Source organism: Nonomuraea sp. NPDC051941 (genome assembly GCF_044593615.1).
Genome location: NZ_JBIUCF010000079.1, coordinates 19,983 through 43,917 on the forward strand (window position 1 = coordinate 19,983; position 23,935 = coordinate 43,917).

Annotated in this window: 21 protein-coding genes; 9 read left to right on the forward strand and 12 right to left on the reverse strand. The window is 69.5% G+C overall.

Annotation, left to right across the window (positions count from 1 at the left end; genetic code table 11):
* Window positions 1-9 precede the first annotated feature (9 nt).
* The 5 genes from ACIHFD_RS62975 to ACIHFD_RS62995 all read right to left on the reverse strand — a co-directional run bounded on the left by ACIHFD_RS62975 (window position 10) and on the right by ACIHFD_RS62995 (window position 6,646).
* Complete coding sequence (locus tag ACIHFD_RS62975; protein ID WP_397375128.1) at window positions 10-1,236, reverse strand: protein kinase; 1,227 nt, start codon at window positions 1,234-1,236, stop codon at window positions 10-12.
* Window positions 1,237-1,438: 202 nt separating this feature from the next.
* Window positions 1,439-3,148: an aminotransferase class V-fold PLP-dependent enzyme gene (locus ACIHFD_RS62980; protein WP_397375129.1), complete on the reverse strand. Its 1,710-nt coding sequence runs from the start codon at window positions 3,146-3,148 to the stop codon at window positions 1,439-1,441.
* Window positions 3,149-3,281: 133 nt separating this feature from the next.
* Window positions 3,282-4,760: an apolipoprotein N-acyltransferase gene (locus ACIHFD_RS62985; protein WP_397375130.1), complete on the reverse strand. Its 1,479-nt coding sequence runs from the start codon at window positions 4,758-4,760 to the stop codon at window positions 3,282-3,284.
* 103 nt (window positions 4,761-4,863) lie between these two features.
* A complete protein-coding gene (locus ACIHFD_RS62990; protein WP_397375131.1) occupies window positions 4,864-5,526 on the reverse strand; it encodes a response regulator in 663 nt (220 codons plus the stop codon).
* A 4-nt stretch (window positions 5,527-5,530) separates the two neighbouring features.
* The gene (locus ACIHFD_RS62995) at window positions 5,531-6,646 is read right to left on the reverse strand and encodes a sensor histidine kinase (protein ID WP_397375132.1); all 1,116 of its coding nucleotides are present in this window, start codon (window positions 6,644-6,646) and stop codon (window positions 5,531-5,533) included.
* A 218-nt stretch (window positions 6,647-6,864) separates the two neighbouring features.
* On the opposite strand from ACIHFD_RS62995, the gene ACIHFD_RS63000 reads away from it, so the two are divergent.
* The gene (locus ACIHFD_RS63000; protein WP_397375145.1) at window positions 6,865-8,817 is read left to right on the forward strand and encodes an exo-alpha-sialidase; all 1,953 of its coding nucleotides are present in this window, start codon (window positions 6,865-6,867) and stop codon (window positions 8,815-8,817) included.
* 69 nt (window positions 8,818-8,886) lie between these two features.
* Here ACIHFD_RS63000 and ACIHFD_RS63005 read toward each other — a convergent pair whose 3' ends face one another.
* Window positions 8,887-9,831, reverse strand: a complete 945-nt coding sequence (locus ACIHFD_RS63005; protein ID WP_397375133.1) for a dihydrodipicolinate synthase family protein — start codon at window positions 9,829-9,831, stop codon at window positions 8,887-8,889.
* A gap of 184 nt (window positions 9,832-10,015) precedes the next feature.
* On the opposite strand from ACIHFD_RS63005, the gene ACIHFD_RS63010 reads away from it, so the two are divergent.
* Both ACIHFD_RS63010 and ACIHFD_RS63015 read left to right on the forward strand, forming a co-directional pair.
* Window positions 10,016-10,702: a FadR/GntR family transcriptional regulator gene (locus ACIHFD_RS63010; RefSeq protein ID WP_397375134.1), complete on the forward strand. Its 687-nt coding sequence runs from the start codon at window positions 10,016-10,018 to the stop codon at window positions 10,700-10,702.
* Between the two features lie 193 nt (window positions 10,703-10,895).
* Window positions 10,896-12,449 (forward strand): sulfatase, encoded by a 1,554-nt coding sequence (locus ACIHFD_RS63015; RefSeq protein WP_397375135.1) that lies wholly within the window; start codon window positions 10,896-10,898, stop codon window positions 12,447-12,449.
* Window positions 12,450-12,497: 48 nt separating this feature from the next.
* On the opposite strand, the gene ACIHFD_RS63020 is transcribed toward ACIHFD_RS63015, so the two are convergent.
* Together ACIHFD_RS63020 and ACIHFD_RS63025 are read right to left on the reverse strand one after the other, a co-directional pair.
* Complete coding sequence (locus ACIHFD_RS63020) at window positions 12,498-13,271, reverse strand: hypothetical protein (RefSeq protein ID WP_397375136.1); 774 nt, start codon at window positions 13,269-13,271, stop codon at window positions 12,498-12,500.
* Window positions 13,220-13,756 carry a hypothetical protein gene (locus ACIHFD_RS63025; protein ID WP_397375146.1) on the reverse strand — a complete coding sequence of 179 codons (537 nt, stop codon included), beginning with the start codon at window positions 13,754-13,756 and terminating at the stop codon, window positions 13,220-13,222. The genes ACIHFD_RS63020 and ACIHFD_RS63025 overlap by 52 nt, the downstream gene beginning before the upstream one ends.
* Between ACIHFD_RS63025 and ACIHFD_RS63030 the strand changes: the two genes are divergently transcribed.
* A complete protein-coding gene (locus ACIHFD_RS63030) occupies window positions 13,661-13,993 on the forward strand; it encodes a hypothetical protein (RefSeq protein WP_397375147.1) in 333 nt (110 codons plus the stop codon). The two genes, ACIHFD_RS63025 and ACIHFD_RS63030, sit on opposite strands and share 96 nt — an antisense overlap.
* 123 nt (window positions 13,994-14,116) lie before the next feature.
* On the opposite strand, the gene ACIHFD_RS63035 is transcribed toward ACIHFD_RS63030, so the two are convergent.
* Window positions 14,117-17,182, reverse strand: a complete 3,066-nt coding sequence (locus ACIHFD_RS63035; RefSeq protein ID WP_397375137.1) for a S8 family serine peptidase — start codon at window positions 17,180-17,182, stop codon at window positions 14,117-14,119.
* Window positions 17,183-18,087: 905 nt separating this feature from the next.
* Here ACIHFD_RS63035 and ACIHFD_RS63040 point away from each other — a divergent pair.
* Window positions 18,088-18,675 (forward strand): RNA polymerase sigma factor, encoded by a 588-nt coding sequence (locus ACIHFD_RS63040; protein ID WP_397375138.1) that lies wholly within the window; start codon window positions 18,088-18,090, stop codon window positions 18,673-18,675.
* Entirely contained in the window at window positions 18,668-20,005 is a 1,338-nt protein-coding gene (locus ACIHFD_RS63045; RefSeq protein WP_397375139.1) for a CU044_5270 family protein, read from the forward strand. Before ACIHFD_RS63040 ends, ACIHFD_RS63045 begins: the two co-directional genes overlap by 8 nt.
* Before the next feature lie 513 nt (window positions 20,006-20,518).
* Here ACIHFD_RS63045 and ACIHFD_RS63050 read toward each other — a convergent pair.
* Window positions 20,519-21,193, reverse strand: coding sequence for a DUF899 family protein (locus ACIHFD_RS63050; protein ID WP_397375140.1), 675 nt, complete (start codon window positions 21,191-21,193; stop codon window positions 20,519-20,521).
* 98 nt (window positions 21,194-21,291) lie between these two features.
* On the opposite strand from ACIHFD_RS63050, the gene ACIHFD_RS63055 reads away from it, so the two are divergent.
* Complete coding sequence (locus ACIHFD_RS63055) at window positions 21,292-21,531, forward strand: hypothetical protein (protein WP_397375141.1); 240 nt, start codon at window positions 21,292-21,294, stop codon at window positions 21,529-21,531.
* A 9-nt stretch (window positions 21,532-21,540) separates the two neighbouring features.
* Here ACIHFD_RS63055 and ACIHFD_RS63060 read toward each other — a convergent pair whose 3' ends face one another.
* A complete protein-coding gene (locus ACIHFD_RS63060) occupies window positions 21,541-21,957 on the reverse strand; it encodes a nuclear transport factor 2 family protein (RefSeq protein WP_397375142.1) in 417 nt (138 codons plus the stop codon).
* 179 nt (window positions 21,958-22,136) lie between these two features.
* On the opposite strand from ACIHFD_RS63060, the gene ACIHFD_RS63065 reads away from it, so the two are divergent.
* Window positions 22,137-22,826: a LuxR C-terminal-related transcriptional regulator gene (locus tag ACIHFD_RS63065; RefSeq protein ID WP_397375143.1), complete on the forward strand. Its 690-nt coding sequence runs from the start codon at window positions 22,137-22,139 to the stop codon at window positions 22,824-22,826.
* Between the two features lie 69 nt (window positions 22,827-22,895).
* On the opposite strand, the gene ACIHFD_RS63070 is transcribed toward ACIHFD_RS63065, so the two are convergent.
* On the reverse strand, window positions 22,896-23,027 hold the full coding sequence (locus ACIHFD_RS63070) for a hypothetical protein (protein WP_397375144.1): 132 nt from the start codon (window positions 23,025-23,027) through the stop codon (window positions 22,896-22,898).
* 279 nt (window positions 23,028-23,306) lie between these two features.
* Between ACIHFD_RS63070 and ACIHFD_RS63075 the strand changes: the two genes are divergently transcribed.
* Window positions 23,307-23,513, forward strand: a complete 207-nt coding sequence (locus ACIHFD_RS63075) for a hypothetical protein (protein WP_363973284.1) — start codon at window positions 23,307-23,309, stop codon at window positions 23,511-23,513.
* Window positions 23,514-23,935: the final 422 nt, after the last annotated feature.

Genomic DNA, 23,935 nt, shown 5'->3' on the forward strand with positions numbered 1-23,935 from the left:
CCGCGGCCGTCATTTCGGGCCGTGACCCTTTGTCTTGATCTTCTTCGTCTTGATCTTCTTAGCCTGTCCATGCGGGATACCGGCCACGTCGGTGGAGAGGGTTGGTTCCGTACGAGCCTGCTCCGGTTCGCTCCTCGCGACCCGGCGCTGGCCCGAGATGAGATGGGCCGGCAGCGCCGTGTCCGGCTCGATCGCGGTGGGCGGCGAAGTGGCCTCCGTCAGGGGTGGCGAAGGGTGCGTGCTCGGCTCGACGCGCCACCACGAGGTGGTCGCCATCACGCTGACGATCAGGGCCGCGATGACGGCCGCCTGCCGCCAGTGCTCGACAGCCCACTGCCGGTACGGCGCCCGTTCCACAAGCGGACGGCCGACGGGCGAGCCGCTGATCTGCCCGCTGTCACCGTCAACGGTCGGAGGGTCCGAAGAGATCGGAATGACCGGTTGCTCACACAGGGTGGACAGTTGCTCGTGAAGGCGAGCCGCGTCCGTACGCCGGGCCGGATCCTTGTCCAGCAGCCCGGCGATGATCGAGGCGAGCGGCCCTGCGTGCTCCAACGGCAAGGGGTCCGAGGCCATCACCGCGGACAGGGTCGCCAGCTCACTGCTGAACCCGAACGGGGCACGGCCCTCGACCGCCGCGTACAAAGTGGCGCCCAGCGACCACAGATCGGCCTGCGGCGTGGCGGGGCCACCGCGGGCGCGTTCGGGGGCGATGTAGGCGGGTGTGCCGACGACAACGCTCTCCCGGGTGCGGCGCGCCTGGTCATCCAGGGTGCTGGCCAGCCCGAAGTCGGTGAGGATGGCGTGCCCGTCGTCGGTGATGAGGATGTTGGCGGGCTTGATGTCGCGGTGCACGATGCCGCCGGCGTGGGCGGCGCGCAGGGCGTCCAGCACTTCGAGCCCGATTCGAGCGACCGCGGACGAGGGCAGCGGTCCCCGTTCGCTGATCACCTGGGCGAGGCTGGGGGCGGGGACGAGCTGAAGTACGATCCACGGCCGTTCGTCGGCGACCACGACGTCGTACACGGCTGCTATGCGCGGGTGGCTCAACCGCGCGGTAAGGCGAGCCTCGCGCAGGGTTCGCCTGAGCAGCGCCTCGCGCTCTGGCCCCGGCCGGTGCGGGATGCGAATCTCCTTGACCGCCACCTGCCGATCCAGCAGCTCGTCATGAGCGCGCCAGACCCTGCCCATGGCCCCTCGGCCCAGCTCGGCCAGCAACCTGTACCGAGCCCCCAATAACCATCCTTCATAGCCTGTAGCGGGCATGACGACATGCGTACCCGATCATCGTCCGTACATGCGCGACCGCGATCTTTCGACTGTTGGTTCCCGGAGAATGCCGGCCTGCCCGGCCGTTCTCGCCGAGGAAGGAGCAGTGCTTCGCTTACGGCCGACCGGTTGGCCGCCTGCCGGAACGCCTGAGACGCCGGCCCGGCGATCACCGAAGCGATGGCCTCCTCGCCACAGTGGCCAGGCAGGCGGCCGGCAGCGGGAACCAGCGCAGCCGCTCGAAGTCGTCCGGCAGGCCGGGCGGGCGCAGGTCGATCTCGTCGGAGCGGGCCGCCAGGATGGCCCGCGCCTCCTCCAGGTAGCCGGGCAGGGCGTCCTCGCCGGCCCGGACGTGTGGGGCGGGCGGCGCGCCGGGGTCGTCAAAGCGCAAGTCGGAAAGGTGCAGTGGGGGCTCGGCGGAGTCCTGGTGGTGCCGCCACAGCCCGGTACGGGGCTCGAAGCGGTAATCGGGCAACAACCGGTGGCCGTAGCGGGCGACCAGTTCGACGGCCTCGATGAGGTAGTCGCAGACCGCGTCGGAGACGAAGTAGTTGAAGTTGATGCGTACCCAGCCCGGTTTGATGCCCTGGCAGCCATGCCCGATCTCCTCCTCGAAGGCCCGCGAGCGCGCGGCGTCGATGGCCAGCAGGCGATGGCCGTAGGGGCCGGCGCAGGAGCAGCCGCCGCGCGCCTGGATGCCGAGCAGATCGTTCAGCACCGCCACCACGTAGTTGTGGTGCAGGAACAGCTCCCCGGACCGAATGCGAACCGACACGATGGACAGCCGCCGAGAGTGCCGGTCGCCGAGGATCTCGATGTTCGGGTTGTTCTCCCATCGTCGCAGGGCCCGCTGCCAGAAGCGTTCCTCACGAGCCTGGATGAGGTCGGTGCCGATGGCCTGCTTGAGCCGGAAGACCAGCCCGGCGCGGATCGACTCGACGATGGCCGGTGTGCCGCCCTCCTCACGGGCGACCGCGTCGTCGAGATAGCGGTGCCCGGTGGGGTCCACGAACAGCACGGTGCCGCCGCCCGGCGCGGTGGGCACCCGGTTGCGGACCAGTTCGCGCCTCACCACCAGGACACCCGGTGTCTGCGGCCCGCCGATGAACTTGTGCGGCGACAAGAAGATCGCATCCTTGTGGTCGTTCGCCCCGGGCGCGCTGGCGGCCATCCGGATCGGCACGTACGGCCCGGCCGCCGCGTAGTCCCAGAACGACAGCGCGCCGTGCTCGTGGAGCAGCGCCGCGATGCGCTCGGTGTCGGACAGGATGCCGGTCACGTTCGAGGCGGCCGAGAAGCTGCCGATCAGCAGCGGCCGACCGGCGTGGCGCGCCAGCTGGACCCGCAGGTCGTCGCAGTCGATGTGGCCGTCGCGGTCCTCGCCGATGGCGACGGTGTCGGCGATGGACTCGCGCCAGGGCAACTCGTTCGAGTGGTGCTCGTACGGACCGACGAACACCACCGGCCGATCCTCCTCCGGGACCATCGGCGCGTACCGGCCGGGGACCCGCAGCTCCAGGATGCCGACGAGCTTGTTGATCGCCGCGGTCGCGCCCGAACCGCAGAAGATCACCACGTCGTCCGGGCCACCGCCGACGGCGTCGTGGACGGCGCCGCGGGCCTCCTCGCGTAATCGACTGGTCTGCAGCCCGGTTCCGGAGCTCTCGGTGTGGGTGTTGGCGTAGCGCGGCAGGACGTGGTCGCGGACGAAGTCCTCGATGAAGCCGAGCGACCGGCCCGAGGCGGTGTAGTCGGCGTAGATGATGCGGCGCGGTCCGTACGGGCCCTGCAGCACCTCGTCGTCGCCGATGACGGCGGCGCGGATGCGCTCCAGCAGCGGCGAGGTCGGCGGTTCGGCGGCGGATCGTCGTGTCTGCACGCATCCAGGATCCCCCGCTCGCCGGCCCGGGCAACAGGCCGCCACGGGGATGCTCGCCCGCACCTGGCCGGCCGCGACAAAGCATTCCGCCGCCTGGAATCCACCTGGTCACAGGCTCCCCTGTTCCCGTTCATCACGGGATCAGGGCTATCGGTGCTTCATGTCGCTTGCTTCCTGCTGACGGAGTCGAAGCCCGGGGCCGCAGGAAGGTCACGCCCGCGCATATCGCGGCCAGCAGGAGAATGCAGGCCCACGCGAACCAGTCGCCGAACCTGGTGTACAGGGTCGGCACCGCACGGTCCGGCAGGTCCGCGGTCATCGACACGAAGGAGGCGTCCGTGGTGCGGGCCTCGGCCAGCAGGCGACCGTTGGGGTCGCTCACGGTCAGGGCGCCCTGCCGGGACGCCCGTGCCACCGTCAGGCCGTTCTCGATCCCGCGTGTGATCGCCATCCGGCTGTGCAGCCAGGCGTCGTCGCCGAAATCCCAGGCCGGTACGAACAGCGCGGTCGCCCCGTCGCGCCGGTAGCCGCGGACCAGGTCGGGGAAGTCGAGATCGAAGCAGATCGCGATCGCCCATCGTCCGCCGGACCCGGGCACGAACGCCTGCGCCGTTCCTGCCTGGAACTCGCTCTCCAGGCCCGGGACGAGGTGGCGCTTGACGTACTCGACGGGCCGGCCGCCGTGAGAGGGGAAGTCGATGGCCGCGTTGTACTCGCGCCCGTCCCTGGTGAGGATCAGCCCGACGATGATGTCGAGGCGATGGTCGGAGGCGAGCCGGGACAACGGTCCGGCGAGCGACGGCAGGTCCGCCTCATCCACCCGGAACACCTTCTCGGGAAGTACGACGACGTCGGCGCCACGCTCGGCCAGCGCCGGGATGCGGCTCATGTAGCCGGCCAGCAGGGTTCGCCCTTCGGGACCGGTCACCGCCACCGGGTCGATCGACCGGTCGGTGGCCAGCAGCGCCACCTTGACCGCCGTTCCCGCTTCGGCCGGCCGCAGCTGCCAGAATCCGTATCCCGCCGCCACGGCCGCGACCAGCGCGGCGGCCACGGCCACCCGTACCCGGCCGACCGCAGCGTGCGTCAACAGGGCGGCGACCGCGGCCGGGGCTCCCATCAGCAGGAACGTCACTCCCCATGGCCCGGTGGCCGAGGCGAGCTGGATGACGGGAAGGACGTCGGCCTGGGTGTAGGCCAGGCTCCACCAGGCGCCGTTCGGGGTGATCAGCGACAGCGCGTACTCGATGACGGCCCACGCCGCCGGGACGACGCCGACGGCCATCAGCGGGCGTCCGCGCAACGTCAGGCCCCGGTAGGCGATCACCACCAGGCCGAACAGCAGCGCCGAACCGATGAGCAGGAGGACGACCAGCACCGGCGGTATCTGCACCGTGTTCAGGAAATATCCCCACATGGGGGTCTGGCCGGCGAGCCAGGCGACGGACGCAGTGGCGAGCGCCGCACGCGCCGAGCAGCGCGGTACCAGGACGAGGACCGGGATCGGCGCGATCCACGTACACCACGGCACCGGCCGCAAGCCGGTTCCGAACCAGAACAGCGTGGCCGACAGCACCGCCGCGGCGATCAGCCACCATCGTTGTGATCTCATCGAGCAGACTCCTCCACCTGGGAACTGCCTCGATACTCCGCACTGGAGCCCTGCCGCCGCATCGGCGGGAAGAGTGATCTCCGCACTCCCCCTCACGGACCGCTCAGGCGCCTCCGGCGACGATGAGTCCCGACTCGTAGGCGAACACGACCGCCTGTACCCGATCGCGCAGCCTCAGCTTCGTCAGGATTCGGCTGACGTGGCTCTTGACCGTGTACTCGCTGACGACCATCTCGCCGGCGATCTCCGCGTTGGACAGCCCCCGGGCCACCAGCCGCAACGTCTCGGCCTCACGGCTGGTCAGCTCGATGAGGCGGGCGGCCAGCCGGGGCGCCACCCCATGATTCGGCCGCAGGACCAGGTCCTCGATGAGACGTCTGGTCACCGTGGGCGCCAGCAGGGACTCTCCCGCCGCCACCACGCGCACCGCCGCGACCAGTTCGTCGCGACGGATGTCCTTCAGCAGAAATCCGCTGGCCCCCGCGCGCAGCGCGTCGTAGACGTACTCGTCCAGATCGAACATGGTCAACACCAGCACCTTGGCGGACGTCGCCGAGCAGATCCGCTCAGTCGCCTCGATCCCGCCCATGCCGGGCATCCTGATGTCCATCAGCACGACGTCCGGGCGCAGCTCGGTCGCGGCCTGAACGGCCTCGGCGCCGTCGGCCGCCTCGCCGACGACGGTGATGTCGGCCTGAGCGTTCAGGATCATGGCGAAGCCGCCCCGGAACAGATCCTGATCGTCGGCCACGAGCACGCGGAGCATACGCCTATCCAACCGGAAGCGTGGCCACCACCACGAAGCCTTTGTCCCCCGGACCGGCGTGCAGCGTCCCCCCGCAAGCGGTGGCCCGTTCGCGCATCCCGATCAGGCCGTGCCCTCCGGCGGCGCCGTCCCCGCCCCTGCCGTCGTCGGCCACCTCGACCCGCAGCGCGCTCGGCGTCCAGCACAGTCGTACCCGCGCGGTGCGCGCGTGCGCGTGGCGCAGCACGTTCGTCAGCGCCTCCTGCACGATCCGGTACGCCGCCACGTCGACCTCCGCGGGGATCGGCCGCGGCGGGCCGTCGCTGGTCAAGGTCACCCGCAGCCCGGTACGGCCGGTCCGCTCGACCAGGTCCGGCAGGGCCGCGAGCCCGGGTTGCGGCTCCCGGCGACCGTCCTGGCCCGAGCGCATCGCGCCGAGCAGGGCCCGCAGCTGGGCGATCGCGCCCCTGCCGGTGTCGGCGATCGCGTCGAAGGCGGCCTCCGCACGTTCGGGATCGGCCCGGAGCATCAGCGGTCCGGCCTCAGCCTGGACGACGATGAGGCCGACCGAGTGGGTGAGGATGTCGTGCATGTCCCGGGCGATGCGAGCCCGCTCGTGAGCTGCGGCGATGGCGCGCTCCCGCTCCATCCGCAGGGCGCGTTCGGCCAGCTCGGCGGCTCGGGCACGGCGGGCGCGGGTGCTGGTGCCCAGCGCGTACGCCGCGACGAACGCCGTACCCACCACCCGATAAGAATCCAGATCTTCCTGCGGCAGGACGAGCGAGACGTACACTCCGGCGCCGATGACCGGGACGGCCACCAGCCGCAGCAGCGGCGGGCTCAGCGCGGCGATGGTGTAGGTGCCGACCAGCGGCCCGTACGGCAGCATCGGCTTCTCCCACATCACCAGCGCCGTCATCGCCAGCCCGACCACACCGGTCACCACGAGTGGCGCCGTCCGCCGCCACAGCACCGGCACCGAAGCCAGCACGGCCAGCACGACCACCCACCATGGCTGCCGGAAGGGGGCCAGCACAGGACCGACGGTGGCAGCCGACACGACGACAGTGATCGCGATGTCGACCACGCGTGGGGGTACGTTCTGGAACCGGGTGCGCAGCCGCTCAGTGAGTCCGGGCATCTCGCCCAGTATCAGGATTCATGCCGCCCGGCGCATCCCTCTCACGACGGACAGCGTCCTTCACTCTCAGGAGTGGTCCTGGTGCCCGCGTCGCCGAAGAACGCGTCCGCCATCCTCAGCGCCCTCCGGGAACATTCTACGTTCACCGTCTATTTAACATCGGACGTTGGACGTAGGATGTCCCCTCGTAACCTTCTCCTGTCAGGAAGGGCGTGGACATGCACGATGGCCATCCCCCGGAGGGCCGTGCCGGGCGTCGCTCCCGGCGCCGCCGGGCGGGCGCCGTAGTGGTGCTCGCCGGCTTACTCGTCAGCGCGTTCGCCGGGCCGGCGACCGCGGCACCGGCACCGGCACCGGCACCGGCACCGGCACCGGCGGAAACGTTCGAGGCCGGCGCGACCGCCGAAGCCGCACCGTTCGTGGACGAGCAGGTGCTCTACAAACAGGGCGACTTCGGATACGGCTGCTTCCGGATCCCCGCCGTGGTGCGGGCCACGAACGGCATGCTCCTGGCGTTCGCCGAGGGACGGGTGAAGGACTGCGGAGACGACGAGGACATCGACCTCGTCGTGCGCCGTTCCGCCGACAGCGGCCGGACCTGGGGCCCGCTGCAGGTGATCTCGGAGGGCAACGGCACGACCCACGGCAACCCGGTGCCGATCGTCGACGAGCGCACCGGGCGGATCGTGCTGGTGAGCACCCACAACGGTCCGGAGCCGTGCCCCAACGGCTGTGACCGCGACCCCTGGGTGCAGTTCAGCGACGACCACGGGGCGACCTGGTCGGCCGCCAGGGAGATGACCGAGGGCAAGCGTCCGGAGTGGAACTTCTGGTACGCCACCGGCCCGATGCACGGCATCCAGCTCAAGCGGGGCCCGCACGCCGGGCGGCTGGTCGTCGGGGCGAGTTTCGAGAGCTGGGACCGGGTCGGCAAGCACGTCTACGGCACGCACCTGCTCTACAGCGACGACAGCGGGGCGACGTGGAACATCGGCGCCGAGACGTCCCGCGATGACGGCACGGTCATCGCCCAGGAGGTGACCGTCGTCGAGCTGACCGACGGGCGGATCTACGCCTCGGCCCGTGAGCGCGGCACCGACGAGGGCAGCCGGGCGTACGCGACCAGCAGCGACAGCGGCCAGACGTGGGACGCCCCGTTCCGCACCATGCCGGCGCTGGCGACGACCGACGTCCAGGCGTCGCTGCTGCGGTTCAGCGACGGGCGCATCCTCTTCTCCTCGCCGATGCACCCGGGCGCCAGGGAAGCGATGGGGATCCGGTCGTCCTACGACGAGGGCCGCCGCTTCGAGACCTGGGACGAGGGCAAGGTCTTCTACTGGGGGCCGACGGCGTACTCGGACATGGTGCGCCTGGACGGCGACGAAGCGGCCCTGATGTACGAGGCCGGCGCCATCACGCCGTACGAGCAGATCCGCTTCGCACGGTTCAACGAGGCGTACCTGGAGACGCCGAACGGCACCCCGCCCGGCATCCCCGGCCCTCCGGCGCCCGGCCCGACGACGCCGGACAAGTCGCCGTACCGCAACCAGGCGTATGTCCGCGGTGGCGCTCAGACCACCGACGGGCGGTTCGGCGACGGGCTGGCTCTGGACCGGGTGGACGACCGGGTGGAGGTGCCGTTCAACGGCTCCATCGACCTCGGCGCGAAGGACTTCACGCTGACCTCCTGGATCCGGTACTCGGAACAGACCGGCTCGCACGCGATCCTCTGGTTCCACCGGGTGAACAGGGGCACCAACCCGCCGGCGCTGTGGCTGCGGGCCGAACCGGCCAGCAACCGCATCCGGGCGGTCCTCTCCGTCGACCGGTTCAACGTGACCGTGCAGTCGCCGAGCGCGTACAACGACGGGCAGTGGCACTTCGTGGTGCTCCAGCGGGTACGTGGCGAGCTCCGGCTCCTGGTGGACGGCGTACAGGTCTCGTCGGCGGCGCCGCCGCCCGGCTCGCTGACCCTCGGCAAGGAGTTCGGGCTCGAGGGAATCCACATCGGGCAGCGGTTGGACGGTGTGGACCGCTTCCGTGGGTCGCTGGACGAGGTACGCGTCTACCGGCGTGCCGTCACCGACGCCGAGCTGGACCTGATCCGGCAGTGGAACCTCCCGGTCGGCGGCCGGCTCGGGCTGCGGCTGCCGTTCGACAACGTCGGCTGAAGCCGTTCGGCGATGGCGCTCGCCGGCCCCGGCGAGCGCCATCGCCGAACCTTGACGGCGAAGGACGTCCTACGTCCTGTGCTGATCGCCGGGGAAGAGCTCGGGCAGTTGTGCCCGGGCCAGTGGCCTGAGCCGTACAGCGAGCGAGGCGTCGACCGACTCGTACGGCCACCGGACTCGCGTGCCGATGTCGGCCCAGCCGCCGAGGTGGGCCAGGAACTTGTCCAGCGCGGGGTTGGCGTACCCGCTGTGCTGGAGCGGCCGGACATGCGCGGCGAAGAACTCGTGGATCCGTCGTTCCACGTCGAGCGCGGCATCGGGTCGCGCGACCATCATCCGCTGCCATGCCATGGCGCCGGCCGGGCTGAGGGCGGCGATGTTCGAGTAGGAGCCGGCGGCGCCGTGCCGCCGTCCGGTCGCCAGGTCGTGGCCGACGACGAAGACGGCGAGGCCGGCCGCGTGGCGCCGCATCTCCGCGTACCACCCCGCGTCGCCGCCGGCCACCTTGATCCCGATGACCGCGGGAACCTCGCGGCGGATCACCGGATACAGGTCGGCCGGCACCTGCGTCTTGGCGTGCGGCGGGTTGTACAGCACGAGCGGCACCGGGTCGGCGGCGGCCGCGACGCGGGCCAGGAAGCGCACCACCTCGGCGCGCGACAGCGGCAACCAGTCCGGCAGCGTCACCTGGATCGCACCGGGCCGGAGCACCCGCGCGCGGGCCACTCTGGCCAGGCAGGTCTGCGCGCTCATGTGGCCGGCGCCGATCTGGAACGGGAGCCTGTGCCGTTCGCACCGCTCGGCCATCAGCGCGTTGACGCGGTCGTACTCATCCTCCCCGAGCGCGTGGAACTCGCCCGCGGTGCCGTGTGCGTACAGGCCGTCAAGCCCCGCGGCGACGAGCACGTCCAGCGCCGCCTCCAGGCGTGTCCAGTCGATCGACTCGTCGTCCCGGATGGGCAGCAGGACCGTGCCCCAGGTGCCGCCGAGCGACCCCGGCGTCAACGTCTCCACGGCGCCCCGCCATCCGTTCGGTACACGTAGAACATCCTATGTCCCGGGACGGGCGCGCGAACAGGCCATGTCCGCCCGGGGAGTCATCTGTGTCGTCGGCGTAAACTTTCCTCTACCGGGCTGGCCTTCCGGGACCAAGAGGCGGGATGTTTGACGCAAGGCCTTCGACGAGCCTGGGGGTGGCATGCGTACACGTGACGATGCGTCACTTCAGGAGCGTATCGTCGCCCTGATTCACGAGCGCGGACTGGCCCCCGGGTCACCGATGCCGACCGAAGTGCAGTTGATGGAGCTGCTCGGGGCGAGCCGCAACAGCGTCCGCGAGGCCGTGCGGGCCCTGCAGGCGTTGGGCATCGTCGAGATTCGGCACGGACATGGGACGTTCGTCGGGCACGCGTCGCTCGACGCGCTGACTCCGTCGTTCGCCTTCCGGGTGCGTTCGGGGCCGGGTGGGATCCGCGCGCTGCACGATCTGGTCGAGGTCCGCGAGCTGCTCGAGACCGGGCTGATCGGCCAGGTGGCTCAGAACACCAGCGCCCCCCGGCTCGCCGCGTTGGAGGCCCTGGCCAATGGCATGGATCGGGACCGGGAAGCCGATCGGGCGTTCCACGCGCTGCTGTACGACTCGTGCGGCAACGAGCTGGTGCTGCAGCTGATCGGCCTGTTCTGGGACGTCTACCACGAGGTCGAGCCGACGCTCGGCCCGCCGGAGGAGCGGAGCGCCGAGATCGCGGTCAACCACCGCCGGATCGTGGCGGCGCTTCGCGCTCGGGACGCCGAGGCCGCACGGGAGGCGATGCGGCTGCACTTCCGCGACGTCAAGGCGCGCATCGAGCGGGCGGAGGCCCGGGCCGTACCCGCGCCGACCTGACCCCGGTCACACCGGTCCGACGACAGCGAGGCTGACCGTAACGCGCATTCGGCGCGCTTTGCCAGGAAGCCTTAAGGATCAATCGGTTGATCGCCGCATTGAGCGCTATTAGCCTGCATCCCACCCTCATCGTCGGACAATTGTAAAGAAGGCGGTCATGGCCATATCCCGACATATCCGCAGAACCTTAGCGGTGGCCACCGCGCTGGTCCTCAGCCTGAGCCTGGTTTCGCAAGCAAGCGCGGGGACGGTCGCGGTTGCCAAGCCCCAGCGGCCGAACATCATCTTCTTCCTCGTTGACGACATGTCCGCCGACCTGCTCGCGTACATGGACACCGTGCGCGGCCTGGCCGACGACGGCACGACGTTCAGCAACTACTACGTGTCCAACTCGCTGTGCTGCCCGTCACGCGCCTCGATGTTCACCGGCCAGTTCCCGCACAATACCGGCGTGGCCACGAACAAGAACTCCGATCGCGGTGGCTACAAGGCCTTCGCACCGCACGAGTCCAGGACCTACGCCGTCTCGCTGGAACAGGCCGGATACCGCACCGGCTACCTCGGCAAGTACATCAACGAGTATCCGGTGGACGCCGACTACCACGTCCCGCCCGGCTGGGACGAGTGGCATGTGGCGGCCGGCGGCGGTTACGGCGAGTTCAAGTACCAGCTCACCCGCTACGTCAAGGGGGAGACTCCCGGCCTGGACACCTCCGACGGCACTTACCTGGTGGACGAGCTCGCCAAGCGGGCCACGGACTTCATCGAGCGCTCACGCGAGCGCGCCCCGGACCGGCCGTTCTTCCTCCAGGTCTCGCCCTTCGCGCCGCACTCCAGGATCGGCGCCAAGCCGGGCGACAAGGAGCCGCGCTTCCCACCCGCGCGCCGCGACCGGCCGAAGACCCAGTTCCCGGCCGGGGAGTTCCCGCACGGCGACTGCGGCGGGCCCGATTGCAACGACATCGACGTGAGCACGTTGCCGGCGTTCGACGAGGACACCGCCGACAAGCCCTCGTGGGTACGCCGCGCTCCGCTCGCCCCCGCGCTGGTCAAGGAGCTGCGCAAGGACTTCCGCGACCGGATCCGCATGGTGCAGTCGGTGGACGACATGGTGGCGCGTGTCCTCTCCACGCTGACGGACGCCGAGAAGCGCAACACGTACGTGGTGTTCACCAGCGACAACGGCTTCCATCTCGGCCAGCACCGCCTCGTACGCGGCAAGTCCACCGCCTACGACCACGACGTCCGGGTGCCGCTGCTGGTCAAACGGCCTACGGCGGGACGGCACGGCGACCTGGTGAGCGGCGCCATCGCCCAGAACGTCGACCTGTTCGCGACCTTCCTCGACATGGCCGGGGTCGGCGCGGCCACCCGTGACGGCCGCGACGGGCGCAGCCTGCTGCCGCTCATCCAGGGCCACAAGGTGAAGGACTGGCGGAAGACGGCGCTGATCGAGCACGTCAAGCCCAACCCGGCCGCGCCGGGCGAGCCGGACCCCGATGCCGAGCCGCTCGAGGCGGGGAACTCACAGCCGCCCAGCTACGCGGCGGTGCGCACTGCCGGAGAGCTGTACGTGGAGTACGAGGGCGAGGCGGAGCCCGAGTACTACGACACGGTGGCGGATCCGAACCAGGAGTCCAACGACCCCGGCAGCGCCAGGACGTCCGACCTCGGCAAGGTCCTCGACGCCATGGTGGGATGTGGGAAGCCTGGCGCGCCGGACTGCTGGACCGCAGCCCGACTCTGACTCACCTCACCCCGGTCAGACGCTCGGCGTTGAGGGGCCTTGCCCAGGTCAGTCGTCCTCACCCGCCAGGATCCGCCGTACCTCCTCGGCCATGTAGGGGGCGTCGTCCGGCCAGGAAGCCGCAACGCGTTCCAGAAGTTCGCGGTGGTCGTCCAGACGGCCGCCGTCGGCCAGACCGACGGCGGCCTGTACCTGGATCTCCACCTCGGGCCGGTGGAGAGCCCGCAGAAGGTGTGCCGTGGCCTCAGGGGCCTGGCAGCCCTCGAGAGCCGAGAGCATCCGGACGCGCAGCTGGAGCGGACGGTCTGCGTCGTCGATGTAAGCGGCGACCAGCGCGAGGAGGCGCACGTGAGGAGGGCCTTCGGTGTGGAAGAAGGCGGCGCCCGCGGCGTCGGCCGCCGCCTCGACGACCGCAGGGTTCGTCGTCTGCTCCAGAGCGTCCGCGATCAGGTCGCAGTCCTGTTGCTCGGCGACGTTCATCATCGCGTTGAGGGCACTGGCGTGGTTCGCGCCCGCGCCGCTCTCCGGGCTCATGTCGGCGGACGAGGGCGGCTGCCGTAGGAGTTCACGGGCAGCCTTCAGCACCTCGGCTTGATGCGCCCCGTACAACGGGGCTCCCCCGAATCGGCTGAGCGCGCTGGATCGCTGGAACACGTCCAGCGCGATCCCGACCGCGGCCTGGTCGCCGCTCCGCAGGAGAGTGAGGAACGGGCTGATCGGCCCCGACCAGGTTTCCGCGACGTCGGCCTGAAGGGCTTCGCAGGCGGACATCAGCCGCTCGTCGGAGAAGCGCGGGTGCGTCCAGTAGTAGGAGCCGTACATACGAACGGATCTTGCCACGGCGCACTTGCCGTGCGCAGGCGAGTTTCGGTCCCCCTCGACGCAGGCGCTGGATCTGGTTGGTGCCGTTCTTCGCGTACCAGATCCGCCACCTGCCGAAACCTCGCGATCAAGCCCTTGACCTGAGGTTTCTGCCGGCCATGTCCGCCTGGTCGCCGGGCAGGGCGGCCCCTGTGAACGGGCCTCCTGCCTTGCCGAAGAGCAGCCTGATGCAAGCTGAGCATCGAGTGGTCAGGGCGCCGGTTCGTCGGCGCCGGGTGGCTCGAAGAAGTCATGCGGTGAGGGTGGGGCAGGGTGACCGGTGATGGGCGCAGTCCGTCGATGAGCAGGGCGAGGTAGCGCCTGCGGTCCTCACCCTGAGGGTCGCCGGGGTGCACCGTGGCCAGGCTCATGACGGTGATCACGGTCAGATCGCGAGGAAGCAGTTCCGGTCGCACCACGCCCGCGTCGATGGCCCGGCGCAGCATGGGTTCGATGGCCTGCGCGAAGAGCTGCGTGCTCTCGTTCGCGAACGTCACGAACTCGTGGGCTTCGCGCGTGCGGCGATCTCCTCGAGCGTCGCCTGCGGCCCGATCTCCTCGAACGCCAGGACAGCGGCGTCGATCCGGGCTTTGGTACTGGTGAGGTTCAACTGTCGCGAGCTGGCCGCTACGCTCCCGGCGACCACGCACGGTCATCGCCAACCGGCCGACCGGCCGAACTGACGACAGTTGAATGAGCGACCTCACCAGTCTCATCACTCGGCTACGAGACAAGGTCGACGTTGAAAGCCATCCGCGCCGACCCCGAGGACGCCGGCAAGCTCCCCCTAAGTGCCAGGCGAACTGTCAGCTTGTCGCGGAGACGATCCGGTACGCGCGGATCACGGTCTGCTCGACGGCGTTGCCGGAAGTGTCGATCGACTTGGCCCGCAGCGACACGAACCCATCACCGTTCGGATGGCGCAGAACGATCCTCGAGTTCCGGACCTCCGCCTTCGCCCAGGTGGCCCCGTCATCGTAGGAGACCTCCACGGACAGATCCCGCGCGCGGCCCGCCGCGCTGCCAGGCAGCGAACGCACGCTGACCGGCACGGTGAAGATCCGGCCGGCCGGTGCGGTGTTCCGCGCGTCGAGCTCAGGAGTGAAGCTCACTACGGACACCGGCAGCCGGGCGAGGGCGTCTGTGGTGTCGGAGTGGAACGTCCAGGCCACGGATACGCGCGTGGACAGCGTTGCCGGAGCTCCCCGCTCCGCCTCGGCGACGAGCCGGTACGCCGCCCGCCCTGCGGGCACGGAGAAGTGCGCGGTCAGGGACGGCGCCTCGCCGACGAGCACGCCGTCGCGGTAGAGGGTGGTGTGTCCGGTGGCCCGCGAGGAGTAGCCGAGCGAGCCCCGCCCATCGCCGAACATCCCCAGCTCAGTCGAGATGACGTCGCCGGTGCGACTGACGCTGTCGCCGAGCTGGTCCCCGGACGGCAAGGAAGGACCGAACACGCCCCGGTTCCACAACTCGGTGGTGACCTGGCCCGCTCGGTAGTGCGTGAACCCGGATTGGAACTCGTTGACCCGCCCGTCGGTGCCGATCTCCCGCAGCCGGTGCTGCCAGCGGATACCTCCCTCAGTGTTGACGTGTACCGTCCGCACCGAGGGGGCAGTGAACTCGGCCCCAGAAAGGTAGGAGGGAATCCTGTCGTCGCGCGGCCAGGCCCGGCCGTACGCCCTGAGCTCCGCGTCGGGTAGGTGAGCGGCGTAATCCATGCGTATGGTCGCCAGGTTCTTGGGGTCCACCGACCGTTTGAAGCCGGTCACCACTCGCCCTGGCTGGAACCAGGCCGCCCGATAGACGTCCGTACCAGCCATCCATTCTCCCGCCACCTCGGTCAGCAGCCCGTCGTAGTGGCGGGCGGGCCCGAGCTGGGCGGTGAAATGCCGGTCAAACCCCTTGCCGACCCACCCCCTGGCCGCCCGGCCATCGGCTTCCTGCCATTGGTAGACGACCTGGGCGTACGTCGGCATCGCGTCGGCGCTCGGTGGCTCCACCTCAAGCGGTCTGCCGAGCCGGGCATCGGCGTCGACCGTCCGCGCCCGGTCCAGCACCAGCTCGGGCTGGACGAGCAGGGTGACGCCCGCGTCATCCAGGACGACTGTGTCGACCTGATACTTGCCCTTGGGCAGCCGCATGACCAAGCTGCTCTGCCCGCCGAACACCGCGATCGGCGGCTGCTCGGCGTCCAACCGCCTGATCGACATCTCGAAGTCGCCGGTGGGGGTGCCGGCCCGGTTGGTGTGGCGCACGGTCAGGTCGTAACTCTCGACTTCCTTCTCTACACCGACCGGCGTGCTCACGCTCACACTGCCGGGCCCCGTCGCCACGACGTAGCCACCCAGCAGCCCGTCGGGCACATCGCCAGCACGGGTGTCGGCGATGACCGTCGCCTCGGCCTGCCCGCCGGCAGGCACGGTGAGCGTGCTCGGACTCACCGTGAAAGCTGCACTCGCCCTGGCCTGCAAGGTGAGCGTGATCGGCGTCGGGAGAGAGTTACGGTAGACCAGCTTCTTGGCGGCCGGCTGGTCATCGTCGTGCGGCCACGCCTGCCTGGCGAACCCCAGCCCGGGCGGCTGCGCTGTCACCGCCTGCGCCGTCGCGCGGTCCGCGTTCACCCGGCCCGCTCCCTGGGCGAAGACGCCGACCTTCGGGTGCGGCTCGGCCGAGGCCATCAGCGCGGCCTTCAGCAGGTCGCCCTTCCACTCTGGGTGCTGCCCCGCCAGCAGCGCCACGGTTCCCGTCACGTGCGGCGTCGCCATCGAGGTGCCGGATAAGGCGATGTAGGAGCCGGTCCCGGGGATGTCCTTCCCCCGCGCGGCCGTGATGTCCACGCCGGGAGCGGTGATATCCGGTTTGAGCCCACCGTCGCCCGGTACGGGCCCCATGTTGGAGAAAGCGGCCAGCTCATCCGACTTGTCGACTGCGCCCACGGCCAGGGCGGCGTTCGCCGTGCCCGGGCTGCTGACCCCGCGCTCCATCCCCTCGTTGCCCGCGGCTACCACGAAGAGGGTGCCGTACTGGTCGCTGAGAGCCTCGACCGCCTGCTCCAGCGGGTCCTCCTCCGGCGTGTCCGTATCGCCGAAACTCATGTTCACGACCCGGGCACCCTGCTCCGCCGCCCACTGCATGCCGGCCAGGATCGCCGAGTCGTTACAGAAGCCTGCCTCGTCGCACACCCTGCCGTCCAGCAACGTGACGCCCGCGGCCACACCGCGATAGCGCCCGCCGGATGCCGCGCCGCTCCCGGCGATGATGGAGGCAACGTGGGTGCCGTGCCCGGCAAGATCCCGCTCGTCAGGCACATCTGTGAAGTCCTTCCTGCCGCTCACCTTGCCCGCCAGGTCGGGATGAGCAGCGTCGATCCCGGTGTCCAGTACCGCGACCTTGACCCCTTCCCCGGTGAAGCCCCTGGCCCAGGCCGCGGGCGCGCCGATCTGCGGGACGCTGGTGTCCAGCGACACCTTTCGTAGCCCGTCCAGCCACACCTTGGCCTTCCCACCGGCGCCCCACAGGAGCCCCGCTCCCCCGGCTGCGGCCTTCTCCGGCCCCCCGGTGAGGTCCTTCCAGAAACGGGAGGCGTTCGCCCGCTCCTCACGCACCGCGAACCCGCCGACCGCGGCGAGCGCCCTGCCGTCCGAGGCTCCACTCAGCGTCCGGGGCTGAGCGGCCCCGGTGACGACGAGTGGCAGGTCCTTGCGCCGATCGTCGTAGCCGTACTCCAGCAAGGTGGTCACATCGAACAGCCGCGAGTCCAGCCGCCCGGCCTTCAGCAGCGGCACCGCATCGCTCGGGACGACGCGCAACCGCCCGCCGCTCTCGTCGGTGATGAAGGTGACCCCCTTCCTCCCATCACCGGCCTCGATCACCGCGCCGCGCTCCCCGGTGACTGTGACACGGTCACCGCTGATCAGCGTGACGGTCCGCGAGACTGCGGCCGGCGGCTGTGTTCCGGCAGATGGAGACGCGGCGACGGCCGGTTGGGGGGTGAGCAGAGCGGTAACGAGCAGTAACGTCCCAGCCGCTCCGGCTCTCGTTCTCATGGGCATGGATACTCCAGATCGACAAAAAGTGGATCACCACATATCTCCCGCTCCGGGAATTCCTTTCACGCCTTGCCCACGGAGCCTCTCCATCGCGGGCCGCTCGCCCAGTACACCGATGTGATGAGAGCAGGCGGCCTCTGAGTCGGTGAACGCCACCTTTCCGTCTCGTACGATGAGTTTCTGGCCGGTGAGCGTTTCCAGGTGCCGGGCCCAGGTTGCGGTTCCAGCGGTCCTTGTTGATCCGCGAGTCGAAGTAGTCGGGCCCAGGCCGGTGAAGTGCGCATCCAGGTCTGCCGGCAGATGCCCGCCGACGGTCAGGACGGCGTTGCCGGAGGCCACGATCGCTTTCTGGGGAGCCATCCGGCGCGCCAGTCGCCGATGCCGCCCTCCCAGGAAGGTGCGGTTTGAAAGACTTGCCCCCGTCGTAGCGGGGTGCGGGCCGACGGTTGGGAATGCCGGGTGGGCGTCCGGGGCCGGGCCTGGAAGGTTCAGGTGCGCCGGCCGGTTGGGCGACGTGGGTCGGAGGTCCCGAAACCCGTGCGGATGTGAGCTGACCAGGTGGGACGGGTTTCTCCCAGGGACGGCGCAGGTCCTCGGTCAGGTGGCCACCGAGGCGCAGCTGGGTGATCGACTCGCGCCCCCTCTCATCGTGAAAGCGAATCGGCACTTTTACGGAGTATTGGTGTACCGAAAGAAGGGACACCACGCGGATGGCCGCTCCTCCCGACATGCCGGCGCTATTCGATGACGCCGAACTCATCGAACGGTCGTGGCAGTACCCCGACTCGTTCGCCGAGCTGTACGACCGCCATTTCGGCGACATCTACCGCTACGTGGCCGGGCGCATCGGCACGCAGGTCGCCGACGACGTGGCGGCTGAGACGTTTCTCGTGGCGTTCCGCAAGCGAGAGACCTTCGATCCCGGCCGGGGCACGGTGCGGTCCTGGCTCTTCGGGATCGTCACCAACCTCATCGGGCACCATCGCAGAGGCGAGATCCGAAGGTTGGAAATGCTTCAGCGGGCCTCCGCGACGTCGGAGACGACGGCCGACCCAGGCCACGAGGACCGGGTGGCGGCCTGGGTCACAGCGGCGGGCCTGCGGGGGCTGCTCGCCGCTGAGCTGGGGCGGCTCTCGGACGGCGACCGCGACGTCCTGCTCCTGGTCGCGCTGGCCGGTCTCAGCCACGAGGAGATCGCCCAGACCTTGGGCATCCCCTTCGGCACCGTCGGCTCCCGGCTCAACCGGGCGCGCAAGAAGCTGCGTGCAGCCCTGGGCGAGGTCAATCCCACGTTCGAAGGACAGGCCGATGAATGAGCTGAACGACCATTCTCCCGAGCAGTGGGACGTGGACGACGTCGTACGCGACCTGCTCAGCGGCCCCGACCCGACGCCGGACGTCGTCGCCACGGGCCGTGCCATGCTGCTCGACGAGCTGTACTCCGCCACGCCTCAAACCGGAACACGACACAGTGATCCGCACCGAGCAGCGGGCCGTCACAACGGTAGACAGCCCACGCAGCCTCACCTCAAGGTCGCGCCACTTGTCGAGCCTCATCACACTGACAGACGGCACGCCGAGTCTGCCCAGGCGGCCTCTCGTCACGACGACGCGCGGCATGTGACCACGCCCGTTTCCGGGCGTCGCTCCGCCCGCCGGCGGCCCCGGCGTGGCCGGCTGGCGGTCGCTCTGGCAGGAGGGGCACTGGCCGTGGGGGCCGTGTTCGTAGCGACCGCCGTTGTCGTCCTTCCAGACGCGCCGCGCCCCGGAACCTCTCAGAGCGCGATCCCGCGCCCCGCCGCCCGCCAGATCCTGCTCGCCGCCGCCGACGCGATCGCCACCGCGCCCGCAGAGGGCGAGTACTGGCGGATCAGACAGCTCACCACGTCGATGATGATCGAACCCGGACGCGCCTACGTGCTCCAGCGCAGACTGTCGGAGGAGCGGTGGCTGGCACGGCGAACGCACGACCAGGGCTGGCGGATCACCCGCGACCTCGGCACCACACCCGCGACCCCGGAGGACGAGGCCGCCTGGCGGACGGTGGGCTCGCCGTCGAGCTGGCAGTACTCGGCAGACACCGCCGGCCTGAACGCCACCTCGAACGAGAAGGTGACGACCGCCCCGGCCGAGCCGCAGGCCGCCCGGCTGACGGGCACGTGGCAGGGCTCGGGGGGCACGCTGCTGTTCAAGCCGATGACCTGGGCGGAACTCGGCAAGATCCCCAGCGAGCCCGAGGAACTGCGCGCCTATCTGGAAAAGCGCATCGAGGCGAAGCCCGGATCGGCCGGCCTCGAACCGCGGCTGCGCGAGGCCTGCATGCAGATCCTGCGCGGCCTGGCCGTCTCCCCCGACGTGCGGGCGGGGGCGTACCGGCTGCTCGCGACCCTGCCGGGTATGCGGGCCGACGGTGAGGTGGCCGACCCGCTGGGCCGTCGCGGGCAAGCGCTCAGCTACGAGGTGGAGGCGAGTCCCGGCCAGACGACGGAGGTCCGGTTCGTGGTCGATCCCCGTACCGGGCTGCCGCTGGCGCTGGAGACGACGTCTCCGGGCACGCTCGCGGACGGCCGCACGGTGCAGCTCCGCCACTCCACCTCATACGAGGCCATCGGCTGGACCGACGACAAGCCCGCGCCCCGGGGATGAGGTACGCGGTGGCCCCATCCGAAGGGGGGCCACGCCGACCAATCCTCGCGTACCGACATCCCACAATGCTCAGGGTGAAGCACGGGTGCCGTTCTCACCCTGAGCCTGTCGGGCGTTACCTGCTGTAGTTCTCCCCGAAGGTTACCGCTTGACATGCAACTCGTCCGGGGACGCGCCGCCAGGACGGGGGTGAGGACGGCTTCCATGAACTCCGCAGGCGGCAGCCACGCTTCATTCTCTGCTTCAGCATCAGAAAGGATGTTCCCGCTCATGTCCGGTAACGATCGACGATCAATAGCAGGAATGTTGCGGGGGCTTGCCGCCTTGTGGGTGTTGGGCACGCCATTCTTATTCATATTCACCGTCACCTTCGGCTTGGGTCTCGGCGACACAGACCTAGGCAATATGCCACTCGTCATAGTCTTCGGAACCGCCATGTACACGGTGGGAATTGGCACTCCCCTGACTGGTCTCTGCATTTCCATATTTACCGGACGGTATATGCCGGCCGGACTATTCACCGTGGCTTTGATCATGGCGCTGTTTGCCGCATGGCGAATCAGATTGTTCCCGTTCAACTATTGACCTGGCCGTCCGGGGCCAGTGCCTTTCGGCGCACCTGCCAGGCGACGTACGCGAACCGAACATCCCTGAGCAGACGCTCGATCCAACCGAGTTTGAGCGCCTCCTTAAGAAGTGATCTTTGCGTAGAGAAGACTTGCAGGTCAGGCCGCTGAACGTAATTTCGGCGACCCTCTCGGAGGCGGCCCGCCGCGACGCTCCCCCGCACCGACCATCACCTTCGAAGGCCGCGCCGCGGGCGTAGCTGGAGTAGGTGTGGTAGACGGTGCCGGCCTGGAGGGCGAACGCGCTCATCCCGGGCAGCTCGGCGGCCGGGTGCGCCTCTGGCCGGAAATTGTAGGTGGCGCCGTTGGCCTGTTGCTCGGGCGTGAACGAGACGCGGTAGTCGTAGTTGAAATCGCTGCCGTTGGAGGAGACCCAGGTGAACCGCCAGCCCATCCGCCGCTTGTAGGCGTTGATCTTCTCCAGTGGCGCGCGGGAAACGCTGATGAGGGTCACGTCGCGGCTGCGCGAGACGCACACCGCCTCGGGCGACGGCTCCAACCCGACAACCTCGTGGCCGAGGGCCAACCACGGGACGGCGTGCCGCCCACCGCCGCACCCCACGTCCAGGATTCGGCCTGCGGCCTGCTCCCAGCCCCAGCGCTCCAGGTCCGACCAATGCTCAGGCTCGGCGAAGTACCGCGACGCGTCGTTGGCGGCCGGTGATCAGGCCGTCGTCGCGCTCGATCACCTCAACCGCAGCCGAGCAGCCCGACCTGCCCGAAGACGCCGACCTCATCCCACTGACCCGCAACGAGATCGCGCGCCTGGCCGCTATCGCCCCGCTCGCGCGGCTCTACCCGCCAGGACACCACCACCGCTGGTCGATCTGGCGACGACGCCACCAGCACCGCGCCAAACAGTGCCACTACCAGCGGCGATGGGTGTCCGACAGGTCGTAGGCCCCAGCGCTATTGCTCCACCACGAACACCGGTTCGACGTTCAGCTCGCTGATCCGCCAACCGTCGGGCGTCCGGACGGCCTTGTTGCGGGCCAGCCCGTAGCGCCGGGAGGCCGGCACGAGACTGTCGGCGTGGCCGGACAGGGCGGTGATGTAGGCGCGGATCGTCGCGGTGTCGCCGTCGACCTCGATCAGCACGCTGCTGATCCGGTGGAGCAGGCGGGCGTAGTCCTTGTTGCCGGCCTCGATCTGTGCGATCAGGACGTCGCGGCCGGACCCGGTCCCGTTGCGGGTCGTGCCGGTGGCGTCCTGCGTCAGAACGGTGTTCAGGTCGTCGAAGCGGTGCTCGTCCAGGGCCCGGCTCAAATGCAGCATCAGGTCGTGCAGTTCGGCCCGGTCGGCCAGGGTTCGCAGGTCGTAGTTCATGAGGTGTCCTTTCGGGACTGGTGGATGAAAGGAACCATGCGGGGCCGCGGCGGGGGCGCGCATCACTCCTGCCCCGTTCTTGCGCAAAGTCGCAACGGTGTCCGCCCCGCGTTGCCGCCGCTCGGTTTTCTGGGGCAGGATGCGGATTCACGGGGTGGGATGTCAGGGGGTGGCCGGCGATGTCTGAGGCGGCGTGGCTGAAGTCGCTGCGGGTCGGGCGCGGTGTGTGCCCGCTGTTCGGGGCCGATGCCGTGGTGGCCCGGTTCGCCGAGATCGTCTCCGTCGAACGCAGCGAGCGGCTGGTCATGGTTCCCGCGTCGTCCCAGCGCCCGCTGCTGGGGACGCTCCCGATGCCGCCGGATGTGCGGACGCGTTGGCTGGGGTCGGCCCCGTCGGGCCATGACGCGCGCCTGATCGCCACCGGCGCCGAACATCGGATCCTGCCGGCCCTGCCGGCCAAGATGGTCATCATCGACCGGGCGGTCGTCATGACGCCCATCGACCCGGAGGATCCGCTGAAGGGGGTCTGGCAGATCACCGCCAAGCCGCTGGTGCGCGCCCTGGTCGAGATGTACCAGCGGCTGTGGGGGCAGGCGGCCGAGCCGGTGCGGTGGCCGGCGGGGCTATCGGCCAGGGAACGCGCCGTGCTGACGCTGCTCGCCGAGGGCTGCACCGACCAGACGGTGGCCGAGCATCTGGGCCTGAGCCGGCGCACCATCACCTACACGGTCGCGGACCTGATGGAGAAGTACGGGGCGCGCAGCCGGTTCCATCTGGCGCTGCTGCTGGTCGGTGCCGACGCCGGGGATTTGTTCGACACGACCGGTGTCCACGCTGGGGCACGCGACCACCGCAGGATCTTGAGTTGACGTAACAATCACCATGATCAGCGGTGGTCGCTTCGTCTCTTCAGCCACACCAGTCACACCAGTAACGATCTACGGCTGGAGTATTGGGGCGAGCTGGTCGCGGGCGGCCGCCGCGTCCCCCGCCTTCCCCGTCCACACGGCGAAGTTATGCCGTACGACGAGGGTCTGGGGGTTCCCGGCGCCCCGTACCCATTTGCTCAAGGTACGTAGCGCGGAAAGCTGGTCGCGGGTGGCGGCGATCGCTTATGGCTGCCCGGCTCGGCACCGTGCCTTACATGCCTGACAAGATCATAGCGCTCTGACCTGCGAGAATGGACCAAGAACCCAAGATAACGATTGCGGAGCGTGTCTGGCCGTGGCCGGACACGTTTGCCTGTGGCCGAACATAGCCGCCTGTGAGTCGATGGCGGGCTTGCCTCTTCGCCTGCAGGGTGCGCACACTGAGCGGTGACCCCTTCCCGAAAAGAGACGAGATCAGCAGTGAAAGCATGGATCCTGCTCGTCGGCGGTGTGCTGTTCGCCCTGCTGGGAGCGGTGTGGACGCTGCAGGGGCTGGGCGTTCTGGGCGGCAGCGTGATGAGCGGCGTCACCGCTTGGGCGGTCATCGGCCCGGTGGTGGTCATCGTCGCCCTGGTTGTCGCCGTCATTGGGGTACGGGGCTTGGCCAAGCGGCAGCCTCGCGACTGATCTACACCACGTTAAAAGAGGCTCGTCCCCCAGCGACACTGGCATGGCCGACGCTCACGGGTCATCCATCGGTGTCGACAGCGGCTTGGCCTCGCCGGCGCGCGACGCCAATCCGGCCCACAGCCCAAGTACGACGGCTGGAAGGGGCAGCCGGTTGACATAAAGACACTTAGCGAGCAACGCGACCTGCCGAAACGCTCGATCCAGCGTTATCGCGCTGCAGGGCGCCTGACTCATCCCCCAACGCCCGGACCGAAACCGGCCCTCTGCGGGTGACACCGTCGCGCACCGCGACCTGCGGCGATGCCGCTCGTTTGGGCCGTGTGGCGCGATTCTTACCGGCAGGCCTTGAAAGCCCAGAGTTCAGGCGAACCGAAGGTCTCTCACGCTGAACCTAAGGGTCTTCAGACTTCATGGACGGT